The 17351-nt window shown below is 48.6% G+C and carries 12 protein-coding genes and 1 riboswitch; of the genes, 9 read left to right on the plus strand and 3 right to left on the minus strand.

What is annotated here, in order from left to right; all coding sequences use genetic code 11:
• Window positions 1-22 precede the first annotated feature (22 nt).
• Entirely contained in the window at window positions 23-2113 is a 2091-nt protein-coding gene (locus M0415_RS18575) for a multiheme c-type cytochrome (protein ID WP_249554616.1), read from the plus strand.
• A gap of 170 nt (window positions 2114-2283) precedes the next feature.
• Entirely contained in the window at window positions 2284-4434 is a 2151-nt protein-coding gene (locus M0415_RS18580) for a M3 family metallopeptidase (protein WP_249554614.1), read from the plus strand.
• A gap of 115 nt (window positions 4435-4549) precedes the next feature.
• Here the strand turns inward: M0415_RS18580 and M0415_RS18585 are convergent, their stop codons facing one another.
• The 3 genes from M0415_RS18585 to M0415_RS18595 form a co-directional block, all read right to left on the minus strand.
• Complete coding sequence (locus M0415_RS18585) at window positions 4550-6118, minus strand: Na+/H+ antiporter NhaC family protein (RefSeq protein ID WP_248967228.1); 1569 nt, start codon at window positions 6116-6118, stop codon at window positions 4550-4552.
• A 79-nt stretch (window positions 6119-6197) separates the two neighbouring features.
• Window positions 6198-6394, minus strand: a riboswitch (Lysine riboswitch).
• 95 nt (window positions 6395-6489) lie between these two features.
• Window positions 6490-7416: an electron transfer flavoprotein subunit alpha/FixB family protein gene (locus M0415_RS18590; RefSeq protein ID WP_249554612.1), complete on the minus strand. Its 927-nt coding sequence runs from the start codon at window positions 7414-7416 to the stop codon at window positions 6490-6492.
• Window positions 7417-8166 (minus strand): electron transfer flavoprotein subunit beta/FixA family protein, encoded by a 750-nt coding sequence (locus M0415_RS18595; protein ID WP_011716473.1) that lies wholly within the window; start codon window positions 8164-8166, stop codon window positions 7417-7419.
• Between the two features lie 310 nt (window positions 8167-8476).
• Between M0415_RS18595 and M0415_RS18600 the strand changes: the two genes are divergently transcribed.
• From M0415_RS18600 to M0415_RS18630, 7 genes are all read left to right on the plus strand, one after another.
• Entirely contained in the window at window positions 8477-8869 is a 393-nt protein-coding gene (locus M0415_RS18600) for an H-NS histone family protein (RefSeq protein WP_011622135.1), read from the plus strand.
• A 201-nt stretch (window positions 8870-9070) separates the two neighbouring features.
• Complete coding sequence (locus tag M0415_RS18605; RefSeq protein ID WP_249554610.1) at window positions 9071-12145, plus strand: amidohydrolase family protein; 3075 nt, start codon at window positions 9071-9073, stop codon at window positions 12143-12145.
• Entirely contained in the window at window positions 12145-13434 is a 1290-nt protein-coding gene (locus M0415_RS18610) for an amidohydrolase (RefSeq protein ID WP_249554608.1), read from the plus strand. The genes M0415_RS18605 and M0415_RS18610 overlap by 1 nt, the downstream gene beginning before the upstream one ends.
• Window positions 13435-13511: 77 nt before the next feature.
• A complete protein-coding gene (rcsF, locus tag M0415_RS18615; protein ID WP_011622132.1) occupies window positions 13512-13892 on the plus strand; it encodes an Rcs stress response system protein RcsF in 381 nt (126 codons plus the stop codon).
• A 94-nt stretch (window positions 13893-13986) separates the two neighbouring features.
• Window positions 13987-14721: a tRNA (N6-threonylcarbamoyladenosine(37)-N6)-methyltransferase TrmO gene (gene tsaA / locus M0415_RS18620; RefSeq protein ID WP_249554606.1), complete on the plus strand. Its 735-nt coding sequence runs from the start codon at window positions 13987-13989 to the stop codon at window positions 14719-14721.
• Window positions 14722-15351 carry an acyltransferase gene (locus M0415_RS18625; protein ID WP_249554604.1) on the plus strand — a complete coding sequence of 210 codons (630 nt, stop codon included), beginning with the start codon at window positions 14722-14724 and terminating at the stop codon, window positions 15349-15351.
• 170 nt (window positions 15352-15521) lie between these two features.
• Window positions 15522-17234: a proline--tRNA ligase gene (locus M0415_RS18630; protein ID WP_011622129.1), complete on the plus strand. Its 1713-nt coding sequence runs from the start codon at window positions 15522-15524 to the stop codon at window positions 17232-17234.
• Window positions 17235-17351 lie beyond the last annotated feature (117 nt).

Consider the following 17351-nt stretch of genomic DNA (forward strand, 5'->3'; position numbering starts at 1 on the left):
ATTGGATTAAATGGAGATTATGATGAGAATATTCACATCAAAGAAACTGGCATACCTAGTCGCATTAGCCCTAACGGGCGCACTCGTAGGTTGTGGCAGTGACGGTAAAGACGGCGCCCCAGGCCAACCAGGCGATCCTGGTCAACCCGGTAAACCAGGAGACCCATGGACTCCACCACCAGTCACAAGTTCAACGGTGACTAATGTTAAAGTTCTGGGCTACAGCTTTGCCGAAGGCAGTATCACCTATGAATTTGAAGTCACCGACGAAAATGGCAATTTAGTCAATGGACTGTTAAATGCTGAAGCCAAAGTTGCAGCATTAACAGACAAAGGCTTTATCAATAACCGCGATGAAGCCGATATCAACAATGTCGCCGACAATGTGCACATTGGTGGCGCAGCGACTCAAGCCACTGAAGGCGCAGAGATCAACTCGTTAGGCGATGGTCACTACAGCTTTAAAGCACCGATGAAAGGCGTCAATGCAGGCACTGAGGGCATTGTATGGCTCAGAGTCGGCGGTAACAGCGAAAGCGGCATTGCACGCTCAGCCCCTATGGTGGTGAATAAGCCAGAAGGCACGCATTCAACCACCACTGATAGCTGCTACGCCTGCCACGTGGATTACTCCACGAGCCCACGTCGCCACGCCAGCTATGTGGCAACTGGCATGGACAGTGAAGTCACCTTCGTTGAAGGCTGTTTAGCCTGTCACGGCTCAGTGAGCCGCGGCGCGAAAAATGCCGAAGGTTTCTCAATCGGCGGTTATGCTACTAATACCCTGTCTAAGATTGGCCACATTAATCACCAGAAATTCACTAAGGATTTCAGTGTGATGAACTGTAGTTCTTGCCACGTTGAAGCACCGACCAACATCAGTGTTTCAGGCCCAGGTTGTATCGACTGTCATAACACTGGCGGCGTACCAGGCGCGATCGTGCCAAGTAACGGTGCCGATGTGCGTCCAATGCATGAAGGCAAAGAAGGTATTACCGAGCGTCAAGCTATCCGTGCTAAGTACCAAGTTGCCCTATCTACACCAGTTAAAGTGGATGATATTTCAACCTTAACGGATCACTATGCGCCCGATGGCTCAAGCGTTGCAAAAGCCGAACCCGGCTGGTGTACAACACTTACAGTGAAAGATACTGACGGTAATATCTTTAGCATTAAAGATAACTTCAACTACTCAGATCCTCTGGTATTTGATGCCAAGAAGCCGATTGTTTACGCCGGGGCTTATCTACATGCTTATGACAACAACACCTTAGTAGGTCGTCCAGGTAACCGTACTAACTATTACTATGGTTACAATGCCGATGGCACTAAGAATATCTGTCACTTGCTCACAGATATCAGCGCAGTAAACGCTAACTATGCCTACTCTGCACGGGTCACCTTCAGCACTGCTGGCTGGATGGAATACGACGGTAACCAACGCTATCAAAGTAATGGCAACCTTAGAGCCAACGGTTATGACGGTTCAATGGGTGTTTCCTTCACCGCCTACTCAGATGTGGTAAATCCAGTCACAACTGCAAAAGTCTCAGCTTTTGAGCGTCGCACTGTGATCAGCGATAACAGCTGTACGACTTGCCATAACGATGCTACCGCCTTCCACAAAAACGGTGCATTCGATCAAGGCGGTAACGGTTGTATTGCCTGTCACGATAACGGCATGGCGCGGACATCGGCCACACTGGGTGCAGGCTTTGGTCCTATGATCCACAGCTGGCACTGGGGTAATGGTGCGAATGTTGGTGAGATGAAGGCCGATGGCACTCAAGCCAAGACCGCGAACGGTGCAGGCGCCATCAACCCAGTCACCAGCTGTGTTGCCTGTCACGAAACCGCGATTGATTTAAACAAAGTGCCAAATCAATACATCCTTGAGCCTGGTAGCAAGATGACCAGCCCTGTCACGGCAAACTGTTATGCCTGCCATACTGGCGATGCAGTTAAAGCCCACATGGTAAGCAATGGTGGCGAGATTAGCGTGCCAGCCACTGGCGACTGGTTCAAACAACCAACAGGTGAATCTTGTGCCGTGTGCCACAACACAGGTAGCAGCTCTGGTATCGACAAGTACCACAACTTTACCCGTAAGTAGTTAGTCGTCCCGCTATTTTCCCTGCAAGGAAATAGTCCAAGCGCCCTACGGTTGTAGGGCGCTTTTTTGTTTACTTTTTCTTACAACTTCACCCCATAGGTTTTCAGTCCCATTTAAGTTAGTAACGTTAGAGTCACAAAAAACTACAATTCTAAGGAAATCACTCAACTATGCGTAAAAGTTTTATTGCCATCGCCATTGGCGCCACACTGATGACAGGCGCACTCGCAGGCTGCAGCACTCAAGAGACTAAAGCGACGAATGTGACCGCAGTTCAAACCCAAAATCCTCTGTTCCAAGCCAGCACGCTGCAATACCAAGCGCCTGATTTTAGTGTCATTAAAGACGAGCATTTTCAGCCCGCATTAGAGCAAGGCATTAAAGAGCATTATCAAGAGATTTTGGCCATTGCCAACAATCCTGCCGCTCCGACCTTCGACAACACGATTGTCGCCATGGAAAAAAGCGGTGCCCTGCTGACCCGAGCATCGAGCGTGTTCTACAACCTCGCGGGGTCAAACAGCAATCCTGCCCTGCGTAAAATCCAAGGTGAGATGGCCCCGAAAATGGCAGCGCACTCAGATAACATCAACCTCAATCCAGCGCTATTCGCCCGTATTGAAACCATTTATAACGACCGCAATAACTTAGGCTTAACGCCTGAAGCGGTACGTTTGATTGAGGTGTATCACCAACGCTTTATCATGGCCGGTGCTAAGCTGACCGATGAGCAGAAAATGAAGATCCGCGCTCTGAACGAAGAGCAATCGACGCTGACCAACGAGTTCTCACAACGTTTACTGCGCTTAACCAAAGAAATCGCCATCGTTGTCGATAACAAAGAGCAACTGGCGGGCCTGACTGACAGCGAAATCACCTCGGCAGCAAACGATGCCAAGGCCGCAGGCCACGAAGGTAAGTACCTAATCAACATCACCAACACCACTCGCCAGCCTGTGCTCGCCTCTTTAGAGAACCGTGAACTGCGCCAACGCATTTGGGAAGCTTCGGCAAACCGTGGCTTAACGGGTGAAAACGAAACCGCATCTTTAGTGTCTCGCTTAGCGCAGTTACGTGCCGAGCGCGCTGCCCTCTTAGGTTATGAAAACTGGGCCAGCTACCGCCTCGCACCACAAATGGCAAAAACGCCTGAAGCGGTATACAGCATGTTTGGTTCAATGGTGCCAGCCGTCGTCGCCAATACCGAAAAAGAAGCGGCCGATATCCAAGCGATGATCGACAAGACTGGCGGCAAGTTTGAACTCGCGCCATGGGATTGGGAATTCTACGCAGAGAAGGTTCGCCAAGAGAAATACGCCCTCGATGCCAATAGCATTCGCCCTTATTTCGAATTTAACCGCGTACTCGAAGACGGCGTGTTCTACACCCTCAAAGAACTCTATGGTGTCACCTTAAAGCCGCGCCCAGATTTACCCGTGTACCACCCGGATGTGAAAGCCTACGAAATGTTTGATGCCGATGGTTCAAGCATGGCGATTTTCTATGCCGACTACTTTGCCCGTGAAGGCAAACGCGGCGGCGCATGGATGAGCTCGTTCGTGGGTCAATCCTTCCTCGAAGGCACTAAGCCTGTCGTGGTCAACGTGATGAACATTAAGAAGGCGCCAGAGGGACAACCGACCTTCGTCAGCTACAACGAAGTGACCACTATGTTCCACGAAATGGGCCATGGTACCCACGGTATGTTCTCTAAGGTGACTTACCCAAGCTTGGCGGGTACTTCTGTCTCCCGTGACTTTGTGGAATTCCCATCAACATTCGAAGAAGACTGGGCAGCCCATCCTAAAGTGTTAGCCAACTACGCCAAACACTACGAAACAGGTAAGCCAATTCCAGATGATTTGCTGCAAAAACTGCTCAAATCCGGCAGCTTTAACCAAGGCTTCGATACCTTAGAGTATATGGCTGCGGCGCTCGTCGACATGGAATGGCACTCATTAAGCCCAGATGCCCCACTGCAAGATGTAGCGACATTTGAAGCCAATGCGCTGAAAAAACACGGCTTAAATATCACCGCCGTGCCACCACGTTATAAGTCAACTTACTTTGCCCACGCCTTCCCGGGTGGTTACTCAGCAAGTTACTACGCTTACATGTGGAGTGAGATTTTAGCGGCAGATGCCTACGCTTACGTGCAAACTCAAGGTGGCTTAAACCGTGAAATCGGCATGAAATACCGCAAGACGATTCGCGAAGTGGGCAACAGCATTGCACCAATGGAAGCTTACAAAAACTTCCGTGGTCAAGAGCCTACCACCGAAGGGTTATTGAACCGCCGTGGACTCAACACCGCCCTGTAATTTGGGATGTGTGATAGATAAAAAATCAGCCAGCATAATGCTGGCTGATTTGTTTTGAATGTTAAGTAAATTCACAATGAAGACTCGCGAATAAACCGCTTTGCTGAAGTCAGGCTTATTTCGCGTTGCTTTGGGATTTGAGTCGTAACCACACAATGCTTAAGACAAACAGCACGCCACAGGTCAACAGTCCCGCATTCACCGATTCTGTAAAACCAAGCACCACATAACCTACCATGCTGATCAGCGCCACTATCACAGCGTAAGGCAACTGAGTCACAACATGGTCGATATGGTGACAGCTCGCGCCTGTTGACGACAAAATCGTGGTATCCGAAATCGGTGAGCAGTGATCACCAAATACCGCGCCCGCCAAAACCGAAGCTAGCATAGGTAACATCATGGCTGTATGGCTGCCCATCGCCATATCGGCGGCAATCGGTAGCATAATGCCGAACGTGCCCCAACTAGTGCCGGTAGAAAACGCCGTTAGACCCGCTAACACAAACATCAACGCAGGTAAGAAGGCAAAGGGAATGTTGCCTGTGGCGAGGCTTGCCATAAACTTACCGGTTTCAAGCTGGCCAATCACGCCGGCAATAGTCCATGCAAATAACAGGATGTAAATCGCAGGCAGCATAGAGCGAGCGCCCTGCACCACGCCTTTGACGACCATCGACTTTTCAACGCCTTGTACTAGGTTAAGTACCAGCGCAACCGCTAAACCAATCAGGGCACCAAAGAACAGTGATGAGCTAACATCGGTTTTTTCAAAAGCTGAAATAATATTAAATTCAATACCTTCTTTCGCTAATACCTGGGCACCGCTGTCGATCATAAAATACAGGGTCGCAAATACCAGCACGGTAATAGGTAAGAATAAACCAAGGATCTTACCCGTTTCGGCTTCGGGTAAATCGGCATTCGCTCCGGGCGGTAATCCTTTATTCTCATCATATAAATTACCGCGCTGAGCATTTAATTCATGCTCACGCATAGGGCCAATATCTAAGCCCATAAATGCAACGCAAAGTAATAGTAATAAAGAGAAAATAGCGTAGAAATTCATAGGGATCATTTGAATAAACACACTCAAATGACCAGAATCAGCAAAACCGTGGGCGGTTAATATGCCGCCGATCAGCGCAATAATATAAGCGCCCCAACTGGATACCGGCGAAATAACACAAACCGGCGCCGCCGTTGAATCTAATAAATAGGCTAACTTAGCGCGGGAAATATAATAACGGTCGGTAACAGGCCTTGCGACAGAACCAACGACTAAGCTATTGAAATAATCGTCAATAAAGACAACACAGCCTAAAAACATGGTCAGTAATTTGGCATCTCGTTTATTGCGAATATGCAGGCGCGCCCAATCGGCAAATGCCCTTGCACTACCACTAACGGTAATTAATGCCGTGATCATCCCTAAGACAATTAAAAAGCCGAGAATGTATAAATTCCAAGAATTTACGCCATCTTCTGACCAAAAAAGTCCTTTTACACTGTTAAATAAAAACTCACCGCTGGCAACAGGTGAAAATTGATTGAGTAATAACACCCCAATCACAATACCTAAACCGAGGGAAAGGAGAACGCGGCGAGTGAAAATCGCCAACACAATTGCGACCACAGGCGGCAGCAGAGAAAGTGCCGAATCGGCGTAACTTACTACAGTCATTGATTATTTCTTCGTCAAAATACGAATGGAGGGCGACTGAACTGGTGGGAAAAGGCAATAGATACCCAAGATCACCTGTCCTATCAGTAGCGCTCCATAGTAACTATTCCTAATATCCGTATCAGAAAATACTATGGCAGTGTTGTACCTATTCGGCACAACCCCAGCAGTTGATCGTGATAAATCAAACCACTTCGGCACCAAATCCTTTCGTGAACGATCAACGGAATCACCCTACTGATCACTACTGATATTTGGCGCGCCTCTACTTCTAAGAACGCCCATGCACGGGCGTGAGGCACATAAAAACATAAGCGGCTAAGCAGTTGCCACCGCAAAGCCGCTTACTTTGACTTAGATCACGGATAAAATCAACCTAGAGTTGAAATCAACTCTGGAACGGCGTCGAACAGGTCGGCTTCGAGACCATAATCGGCCACTTGGAAGATTGGCGCTTCAGGATCTTTGTTGATTGCCACAATCACCTTGGCGTCTTTCATCCCAGCTAAATGCTGAATCGCACCCGAAATCCCCACTGCGATGTAGAGATTTGGTGCCACAATCTTACCGGTTTGACCCACTTGCAGATCGTTAGGCACAAAGCCTGCGTCAACCGCGGCGCGAGATGCCCCAACAGCGGCACCGAGTTTGTCCGCCAATTGCTCTAACATACCAAAGTTTTCACCGCTGCCCATACCACGGCCACCAGAAACGATAATACCCGCATTACCTAACTCTGGACGCGCAGAAACGGTCAATGATTGAGATACAAACTGAGTTTTGGCTTCAAACACTTTATCTAAGGTGGTAACTGTAGCACTGTTGCCCTGCGCCGCCGCATCGAAGGCACTGGCACGGACTGTCATCACTTTAATCGCGTCATGGCTCTGTACTGTCGCTAAAGCGTTACCTGCGTAAATCGGGCGAACAAAGGTGTTGCTGCTCACTACGCCAATCACTTCAGAAATTTGCGCAACGTCTAACAAGGCGGCCACACGCGGTAGCGTATCTTTGCCAGCGCTCGATGCTGCAGCGAGGATATGGCTGTAGTTTAGTGCTAAGTCCACCAGCAATTTAGCTACGTTTTCGGCTAAATGCGCCTCATAGGCACTGTTATCGGCGACCAATACTTGAGCGACGCCTTGTAGGGCTTGCGCAGCTTGCGCCACGGCGCCACATTGGTGGCCAACCACCAATACATGCACATCATCACCAATCGCACGCGCGGCGGTGACAACCTTTGCGGTATCCAGTTTCAGTGCCGCATTATCGTGTTCTGCTAATACTAAAATGGCCATTTAGATCACCTTCGCTTCATTCTTTAACTTTTCAACCAGCTCAGCTACCGACGCAACCATGATGCCCGCCTTACGTTCGGCAGGTGGCGTCACCTTCACCACAGTTTGATGGGCTTTTAGCGTCACCCCTAAATCCGCAACAGTGAGCACATCTAATGGCTTACGTTTAGCTTTCATGATGTTAGGTAATGAGGCGTAACGAGGTTCGTTCAAACGTAAATCGGCAGTGACCACAGCTGGCAGCGGCAGACTTAAGGTTTGCATCCCGCCATCTATCTCGCGAGCCACTTGCACTGAATGACCTTCGACTTTGATTTCAGAAGCAAAAGTGGCTTGTGGCATATCCGTTAATGCCGCAAACATTTGGCCAGTTTGGTTATTATCGCCATCGATAGATTGCTTACCAAACAGCACTAATTGCGCTTGTTCTTTTTCTTGTACGGCTTTGAGTAATTTGGCAATCGATACTGGGGTTAACTCTTCTTCAGTATCAATGTGAATCGCACGGTCAGCACCTAATGCTAACGCGGTACGTAATTGTTCTTGAACGGCTTTATTGCCGATACTGACGACCACTACTTCAGTAGCACTGCCCGCTTCTTTTAAACGAACCGCTTCTTCTACTGCAATTTCACAAAAAGGGTTCAACGCCATTTTGAGGTTTGCGGTATCAACGCTGGTGTTGTCAGCTTTTACCCTGACCTTCACATTGGCATCAACTACGCGCTTAACAGGCACCAATACTTTCATAGGGTTTCCTTCCTACACTTTCATGTACATGGACAAAACATTGGTCATCACCAATGCAGGATAGAGCCACTTTACGTCCTGTTAACGTTAACGTCAACTAAACTCAAACGCCTGTTTGCATTTTTTAAGACTGTGGTATTGGCCACATTTTTGAACACTTATCTGCCATATTTAAAAAGTTCAAAAATTAAATAATATTTAATTTCTGTTTATTGCATAATTTTATTTGATTCGAGCTATATTACTTTCTATCATTTAGCTGTTGTTCACCATTATCCTGTAATAAAAATAGAGTGGGACGAAAATAGATATGAGCGAATTTTTAGAGATATTAACTCACGGTCGTCGTTTTAAAGCTGCGGTAAAAGATCTCAGCGTTGAAGAACTGCGTGATTTAGCGGCTAAGCTAGATAAAATTTTAGTTGAGCGTGAGTCAATGGAGGCAGAAGAACAGCAAGCTATTGCTGCGCGTAATGCCAAAATCGAAGAAATCCGCCAACAAATGGAAGCAGTTGGTTTATCAATCGACGACTTAGGTGGCGTAGCAGTTAAAGCTGCAGGTAAAAAACGCGCTCCACGTCCAGCAAAATACCAAATTGAAGTTAACGGCGAAGTGATCCAGTGGACTGGTCAAGGTCGTATGCCAACGGTATTTAAGAACGAAGTCAATAAAGGCCGTTCTATGGATGATTTCTTAATCTAATCCAATACAGTGTTTGTAATAGCCGTTTGCTATTACCACTGAGTAACATAAAAAAGCTCGCGCCCTGCGAGCTTTTTTATGCCTGAATGAATCCCCGTCATTGCATTCAAGCAAATGCTTAAATTGCGTTACAATTCAGCTTTAGTATTTACATCTGCTTTGGGTTACTCTTTATTCACCCTCCGTCTAAGTGAATAAAAAATGCAGATAAACAATAAGATAATAATAAGCTGCGGCATTATAAGTAGTTTGGTATCCCACAACATTTTTGCCGAGGCCAACCCCATCTCCCCCGTCAATAAGTTAACGGCCTTCACTAATGCTGAATTAATCATGGCGCCAGGGAAGCGACTCACAAATGCCACTTTATTAGTAGAAAATAATCGGATCAAAGCCATTATTGAAAAAGGGGATATCCCAGAAGCGGCATTAAAGGTTGATCTCAGTGGCTATACTATCTATCCCGGTTTTATCGATCCCTTTACCGATTATGGTATCGAGTTTGAATATCCCAAATTGGGGCTGACTCGTCCGGTATATGATATTAAACGTATCGGTGGTAATGCCGAAAATGGTGCAATTCACGCTGAAAAAGAATGGTTTAATTACGTTTACCCAAATAAAGAACGCGCACGTGATTGGATCAATAACGGCTTTACCAGCGTGCAAAGCAGTAAACTCGACGGTATTTTCCGCGGTACAGGCGTTAGCCTTTCATTAGCCGATAAAACCGCCAACGAGGTGATTTATCGTGCTCGCAGCCAACCTTTTATGGCCTTCGATAAAGGCACGTCTGAACAAGACTATCCCAATTCTCTGATGGGCAGTATTGCTCTTATCCGACAAACCTTTGCCGATGCTAACTGGTATAACCAAAATAAGCACAAATCGGTTAATAGTTCGGCAAACCCTCAAATTGAATTTAATATTGCCTTCGAACGCTTAGATAACTTAGCCGAGAAACAAATCGTCTTTGAAACAAAAAATCTCAACGATTTGCTGCGCGCCGCGAACCTGCTCAAAGAACATCAACAGCCCGCCAACTTACTCGCAAGTGGTCAAGAATATGCGCGCATCAATGAATTAAAGGCCCTGAATTATCCTCTGATCCTGCCGCTCAACTATCCGCAGGCACCGGATGTGGGTACCGATGATGCCGACCGTGAAGTCTCCCTTGCAGAACTCAGACAATGGGAGCGCGCCCCCACAAACCCAGCAGCAGTGGCTAATGCAGGCATCCCTTTTGCCTTTACCCAATTTGGCATTAAGACCGAGGCATTTTGGCCTCGCCTACGTCAAGCCATCGCCCAGGGACTGAGTGAGGACAAGGCCCTCGCCGCGCTGACGACTCAAGCCGCCGAGATGACGGGTACGGCCGAGTTCGTCGGTAAACTTGCTCCCGGCTATATGGCCGACTTTGTGATTACTAAGGGCAATATCTTTAAAGATGGCCAGATTTACAGTGTCTGGCTGCAAGGCAAAGAGCAGTCCATTCGCTCACTCCCACAGGCCAAACTCTTGGGCGATTATCAGCTCACGCTGAATAATCTCACCTTAGATCTAAACCTTGAAGAAACGGGCAAAGCGGGCAAAACCGCCTTCCAAGGTCAACTGAGTAGTGGTGAGAAGAGCATTACACTCACCAATCTTCAGCTTGAAGACGACGGCCGCGTAAGCTTTAACGCCGATTTAAGCGATGCGGGCATACATGGCATCAGCCGTTTTACCCTCTGGCTCGCTAAAGATGGTATTCAAGGCCGCATGGTGGACGCCCAAAGTCGCAGTATTAATGTGGCGGGTATTGCTATCGCTTCGAGTCCAAAGACGGAACAAGAAGGCACCCCTAAAACCGATTCCGCACCAACCTTAGTCAGTCAACTCACCTACCCTAATGTTGCCTATGGTTTGAGCGAGACGCCAAAAGCCGAAAAACTCCATATTAAAAATGCCACCCTGTGGACCTCGGATAAACAGGGCATTTTGGAACATGCGGATCTGTTAATGGCCAATGGCCGAATTGAAAAAATCGGTCAGCAGCTCAGCACGCCTTCGGGTTATCAAGTACTCGATGCAACGGGTAAACACTTAACTGCGGGTATCGTCGATGAGCATTCCCATATTGCTATCAATGGTGGCACTAATGAAGGTACAGATGCAGTAACCTCTGAGGTGCGTATTGGCGATGTGATCAATCCCGAAGATATCTCCATCTACCGCGCACTCGCGGGCGGCGTCACCAGCGCACAATTACTCCATGGCAGCGCTAACCCAATTGGTGGCCAATCCCAGTTAATCAAGATGAAATGGGGTGAGAGTGCTGAACAGCTTAAATTTGCCAATGCCCCTGCCAGTATCAAATTCGCCCTTGGCGAAAACGTCAAACAGAGTAACTGGGGCGAGAAGTTTGTTCAGCGCTTCCCGCAGACTCGCATGGGCGTTAAAGCCTTATTTGAAGAAACCTTCGATGCCGCAATCGCCTATGAGAAAGCGCTGAAGGACTACGATGACTTACGCAGCAGTGAGAAGAAGAAAACCATTGCGCCGCGCCCAAGCTATCGCCTACAGGCGGTCGCCGAAGTGTTAAAGCAGCAGCGCGATGTGCATATCCACTCCTATGTGCAGTCAGAAATATTAATGTTCCTGCGATTAGCCGAAGCCTATCACTTTAAGGTGCAAACCTTTACCCACGTGCTCGAAGGTTACAAGGTTGCCAGTGAACTAGCCGCCCATGGCGCAGGCGCCTCGACCTTTGCCGATTGGTGGGCCTATAAGTTCGAAGTCTATGATGCAATTCCACAAAACGCCTGCCTGATGCAAAAACAGGGCGTGCTTACCAGCATCAACTCTGACGACTACGAAATGCAGCGCAGACTTAACCAAGAAGCGGCTAAGTCAATGATGTATTGCGATATGTCTAAGGAAGACGCCTGGAATATGGTGACCATCAACCCGGCGAAACAGCTCAGAGTCGATGAGTATGTTGGCTCACTCACCCCAGGCAAAATGGCCGATATCGTGCTTTGGAACGCCGAGCCGCTGTCGATTTACGCCAAGGTGACCCAGGCCTGGGTCGAAGGCAAACGCTACTTCGATCGCGACCAAGACCAGCTTGCCCAGCAGCAGGTCGTCGCAGAGCGCGCCGCCCTTATCCAAAAAATTCTCAGTAGTGATGATAACGCCAAGGCGGGTGAAAAAGTTACACCGCTTAAGGAACCTCAATGGCACTGCGATACCCATTATCAGGCTTGGGGCCAACATCATCAGGGAGTAAAATAATGAAGCACTTACCCACTAGCTTGCTGCTGTCGACACTGGCGATCACGCTGTCAGCCCAGGCACATAATCTCGTCCCTGCGGTCAAGCAAACCCAGAGCGTGTTGATTAAAAACGCCACAGTGCATACTGTCAGCCAAGGGACATTAACCAATACCGATGTGTTGATTGAGCAAGGTAAAATCAGCGCCATCGGGCCACAGCTAAGCGTCAACGGCGCTGATGGCCAAGCGCAGGTCATTGATGCTACGGGCAAACACTTATACCCCGGCCTTATCGCGCTCGATACCAGTCTTGGTTTAGTCGAAATCGAGATGGTGCGCCCAACCGTCGATAATGCTGAAGTCGGAGATTTTAATCCGCAAATCAGCGCGGCAACGGCTTACAACCCGGATTCAGAGCTGCTGCCAACCATTCGCTACAATGGCATCACCCACGCACAAATCGTCCCCAGTGGCGACGGACTCGCGGGCCAATCTGTAGTCGTCGACCTCGATGCTTGGACGATTGAGGACGCCCTGCAACCAAGCGAAGGCCAATTCCATGTTTACTGGCCGCAAATCAAGCGTATGCCAGAGGATGAAAAGGAAAAAGCTAAGGCCATTGAAAAAAATCAGCAGGCCATAGATAAACTGACCACAGCCTTTGAGGATGGCTATCGCTACTTTTTAAGCCATAAGGCAAAGGATTCGGCCAAGACAACCAATTTACGTTGGCAGGCCATGTTGCCCCTGTACCAAGGTAAGGCCACGCTATTTGCCCATGCGGACAACGTCAGCCAAATTGAGCAAGTCATTGCCCTGACTAAAAAATATCAATTTAAATTGGTGATTGTCGGTGGCTATGATGCATGGCGACTCGCTTCAAGCTTAAGGGAAGTGAACGCCAGTGTGATTTATCCGCACACCCTGAGTCTGCCCAAACGTAAAGATGAACCCGTGGATTTACCCTTTAAAATCCCTTCGTTGCTAGCAAGTGCAGGCATTCCCTATGCCCTTGGATTTTCATCTGATTGGAACAGTCGTAACCTTCCCTATGCCGCGGGCTACAGTGCCGCTTACGGCGTCACGCCCGAGCAAGCATTAAAATCGGTGACTTTAGATGCAGCAAAACTGCTGGGGATCGCCGATTTAGGAGCCATCGCCGTCGGTTATCAGGGCAGTGTTGTGCTGAGTGACGGAGATATCCTCGACCCCATGAGCAACAAAATTGATGCGATCTGGATTGAAGGACGGCAAATAGATCTGAATAATCGCCACCAGCAGCTTTATCAAAAGTATCTTAAGCGCTAGAATTTGCTCAGATAAATCGCTCGATACCGCGCAGTCCGTTGGACTGCGCTTATTTACCCTTAATCTCAGGTCAAACCATGAAAATCATCCTCTCAAGTGCATTAGTGCTACTGCTTAGCGCCTGTGCCAGCGATTACAGTTTTAACAGCAATTTGGACGGCGAGGCGATTAATGACTACTTCAAGGCGGGAGATGTCACGTTGTTTGAGGGCGATAGTTTGCCTAAAGGCCATTACGAATTAAAAGGTTTGGTACAGGGTGAATCTTGCCAAGCCGATGTGAATGCAGTGCCCGCTTCCTTAAGTGAAGCCCGAACCGAAGCCCGCCGTGCGGCAGCCGATAAAGGCGCCAATGGTATCATCATCAAACAATGTGTGATGATGGAAGAAGCAGCCCAAGGCTGCGTCAGCCGTGCCCTCTGCGTTGGCCAAGCCATAAAAATGGCCTCTGCCGACTAGTTCAAAGCGTGTATACTGCACGCCAATATTGATGTACTTAACAACCTAGACCACCTGAGTTTGGGTTGTTGCCCTTCGTTTAGGTATTTTTTGCATGACATTTACCAACCAGATTACCGCTGTCGCCACTTGCCGTACTCCCTATAAACAAAAATTTGGCATTCCACGGCAACCCGGTTTGGTGGAGGCGCGCGGTTATGTTGAGCTGGAGCCCCATGTCAATCATCTCGATGCCGTGCGTGGTATAGAGCAATATTCCCACCTTTGGTTATTGTTTTGTTTCCATGAAAATCTCGCCCAAGGGTGGAAAACGACCGTACGCCCGCCCCGTTTGGGCGGCAATGAAAAACTCGGCGTATTCGCGACTCGCTCGACCTTTCGTCCGAATGGCATAGGTCAATCCGTGGTCAAACTCCACGGGGTAGTGCAACGTAAAGGCAAAGTGTGCCTGGAGATTTCGGGCATGGATCTTGTCGATGGCACACCCATTATCGATATCAAACCCTATATTCCGTTCTCGGATTCGATTGAAGGTGCCGTCGGCGGTATCGCGCAAGAAGCGCCAAAACTTATCAGCGTGGTGTTTTCAGAGCTCGCCGCAACCCAGATTGATGCCTACAGTAAACAGGACGCCTATACCGATTTAGCCGTACTCATTCACGGCGTGCTGGGGCAAGACCCTCGCCCCGCCTATAAAAAAGCCAAAGATGACCCCAAGTTATATCAAGTGGCTTTGTATGATTTAGATATCTTTTGGCGGATGGCGGTCGATGAGGATGAACGGGAATACATTGAGGTATTAGAACTCAAACCGGGGAAATGTGGCTAAATGCAGACGCCAATCACAACGGCCTTGCCTGATTATCAAAGCCAACATAAAAAGCGTCTATCTTGGATGCCCTGGCTGTATTTTTCGCTCAAAGAAAAACACTTAGTCTGGGCCAAACCTTGGCAGGATGAAGTGCAAGCCAACCTTTGCGCCCTCGAAACCGTGACCATTGGCGAAAACTGTTTTATTGCGCCCGAGGCACAATTATTTGCCGAGCCAAATCGCGATATAATAATCGGTAATCGCTGTATGATTGCCGCTGAATGCTTTTTGCACGGCCCTATCACGCTCTGTGATGAAGTTGCCATCAATCACGGCTGCTCCTTCGATGGCGGCCGAGTGGGCATTCAGATTGGCTCCCAAACCCGCATTGCTAACCACGTCACTATTTATGCGTTTAATCATGGCATGGCGCCCGATACGCCCATTTATCAACAAGCCTCAAACTCTAAAGGCATAGTGATAGGTAAAGATGTGTGGATTGGCGCACAGGCAGGGATAGTCGATGGTGTCACCATTGGCGACCATGCTGTAATTGGCATGGGCTGTATTGTCACTAAAGATGTTCCCGCATGGGCCATCGTCGCGGGCAACCCCGCTCGGGTGATTGGCGATAGGCGGAATAAATAACTCACTTAGCTTTATCTGTATGCATCGCCCTCTGTGGCGACGCGGCACACTTTGTAAAACGAAAACAGCCATTTGTCTGCAGCTGATTGAATTTAACCTCAATCCATAGGTGACATCATCGAAGCAGGTGATAAAATGGCGCCCATTCAACTCAAATTTGGACATCGGTAATGCGCGTTAGCAAATACCTACTTTCTACTCAAAAAGAAACACCTGCGAATGCAGAAGTCATCAGCCATCAATTAATGCTACGTGCGGGTATGATCCGCCGTAACGCTTCAGGTCTATACAGCTATCTGCCCACGGGCCTGCGTGTATTGCGTAAAGTCGAAGCCATTGTTCGTGAAGAAATGAACAAAGCGGGCGCGATTGAAATCCTAATGCCTATGGTGCAACCGGCTGATTTATGGGTAGAAACGGGTCGTTGGGACAAATTTGGTCCTGAGCTGCTGCGTTTTAAAGACCGCCATAACCGTGACTTCGTTCTGGGACCAACCCACGAAGAAGTAATCACCGACTTAATCCGTAAAGAAGTCAGCTCTTACAAGCAATTACCGCTGAATCTTTATCAAATCCAGACCAAATTCCGCGACGAAGTGCGCCCACGCTTTGGCGTAATGCGTTCGCGCGAGTTCCTGATGAAAGATGCGTATTCTTTCCATTTGGACGTGGATACCATGAATGAAACCTATGAGGCTATGTATCAAGCCTATAGCAACATTCTGTCGCGCATGGGCTTGGCCTTCCGCCCAGTTTTAGCGGACACAGGTTCTATCGGTGGCAGCATGTCGCACGAGTTCCACGTATTGGCGCAAAGCGGTGAAGACTTAATCGCCTACTCTACTGGCAGCGACTATGCCGCTAACATCGAGAAAGCCGAATCACCAATGCCAACCGAAGCGCGTGGCGCGGCGACTGAAGAATTACGTTTAGTCGATACCCCAAATGCAAAAACCATTGCTGAATTAGTTGAGCAATTCGGTTTAGATATCACTAAGACAGTGAAAACCTTGATTGTGAAAGGTGCGACGGAAGAAGCCCCATTGGTTGCGCTGATTGTACGCGGCGACCACGAGCTGAACGAAATCAAGGCAGACAAGTTAGATTTAGTTGCATCACCATTAGAATTTGCCCCAGAAGCCCTGATCCGTGATGCCATTGGCGCAGGTCCTGGCTCATTAGGCCCTGTCGGCCTGAACATGCCTATCATCATCGACCACAGTGTTAGCGTGATGAGCGACTTCGCCGCTGGCGCTAACCAAGATGACAAACACTACTTTGGCATCAACTGGGAGCGCGATCTGCCACTGGCACAAGCAGCCGATATCCGTAACGTGGTTGAAGGCGAGCCAACACCAGATGGTTTAGGTACTTACGCTATGGCGCGTGGTATCGAAGTGGGTCATATCTTCCAACTCGGTACTAACTATTCTAAATCAATGAATGCGACTGTTCTCGATGAGAACGGTAAATCACAAGTGCTGCTGATGGGTTGTTACGGTGTTGGCGTGAGCCGTATCGTGGCAGCTGCCATTGAGCAAAACTTCGATGATCGCGGCATTGTATGGCCAGAAGCGATTGCCCCATTCAGTGTGGGCATTCTGCCAATGAATATGCACAAGTCACACCGCGTCACCGATATCGCCGAGCAGTTATACAAAGATTTAAGTGCTGCGGGTATCGATGTGCTACTGGATGACCGTAAAGAGCGCCCAGGCGTCATGTTCGCCGATATGGAACTGATTGGTATTCCACACACTGTGGTGATTGGCGATCGCAATATCGACGCTGGCGTATTTGAATACAAAAACCGCCGCACCGGTGAAAAGCAAGATGTGCCATTCGACCAAATCGTCGATTTCTTAAAGAATCTGCAAGCTTAAGCAAGGCTTACTGCGCCGGACTTAGTGCGCCGACACGGTCCGTTTGAGCAGATGCTTAAATAAGATTCTCGCGATATAGATGCAAACGCACTTGAGTCTCCCTCAAGTGCGTTTTTT

It is taken from the genome of Shewanella sp. 10B (genome assembly GCF_023475885.1).
In the GTDB taxonomy this organism is placed as follows: domain Bacteria; phylum Pseudomonadota; class Gammaproteobacteria; order Enterobacterales; family Shewanellaceae; genus Shewanella; species Shewanella mangrovisoli.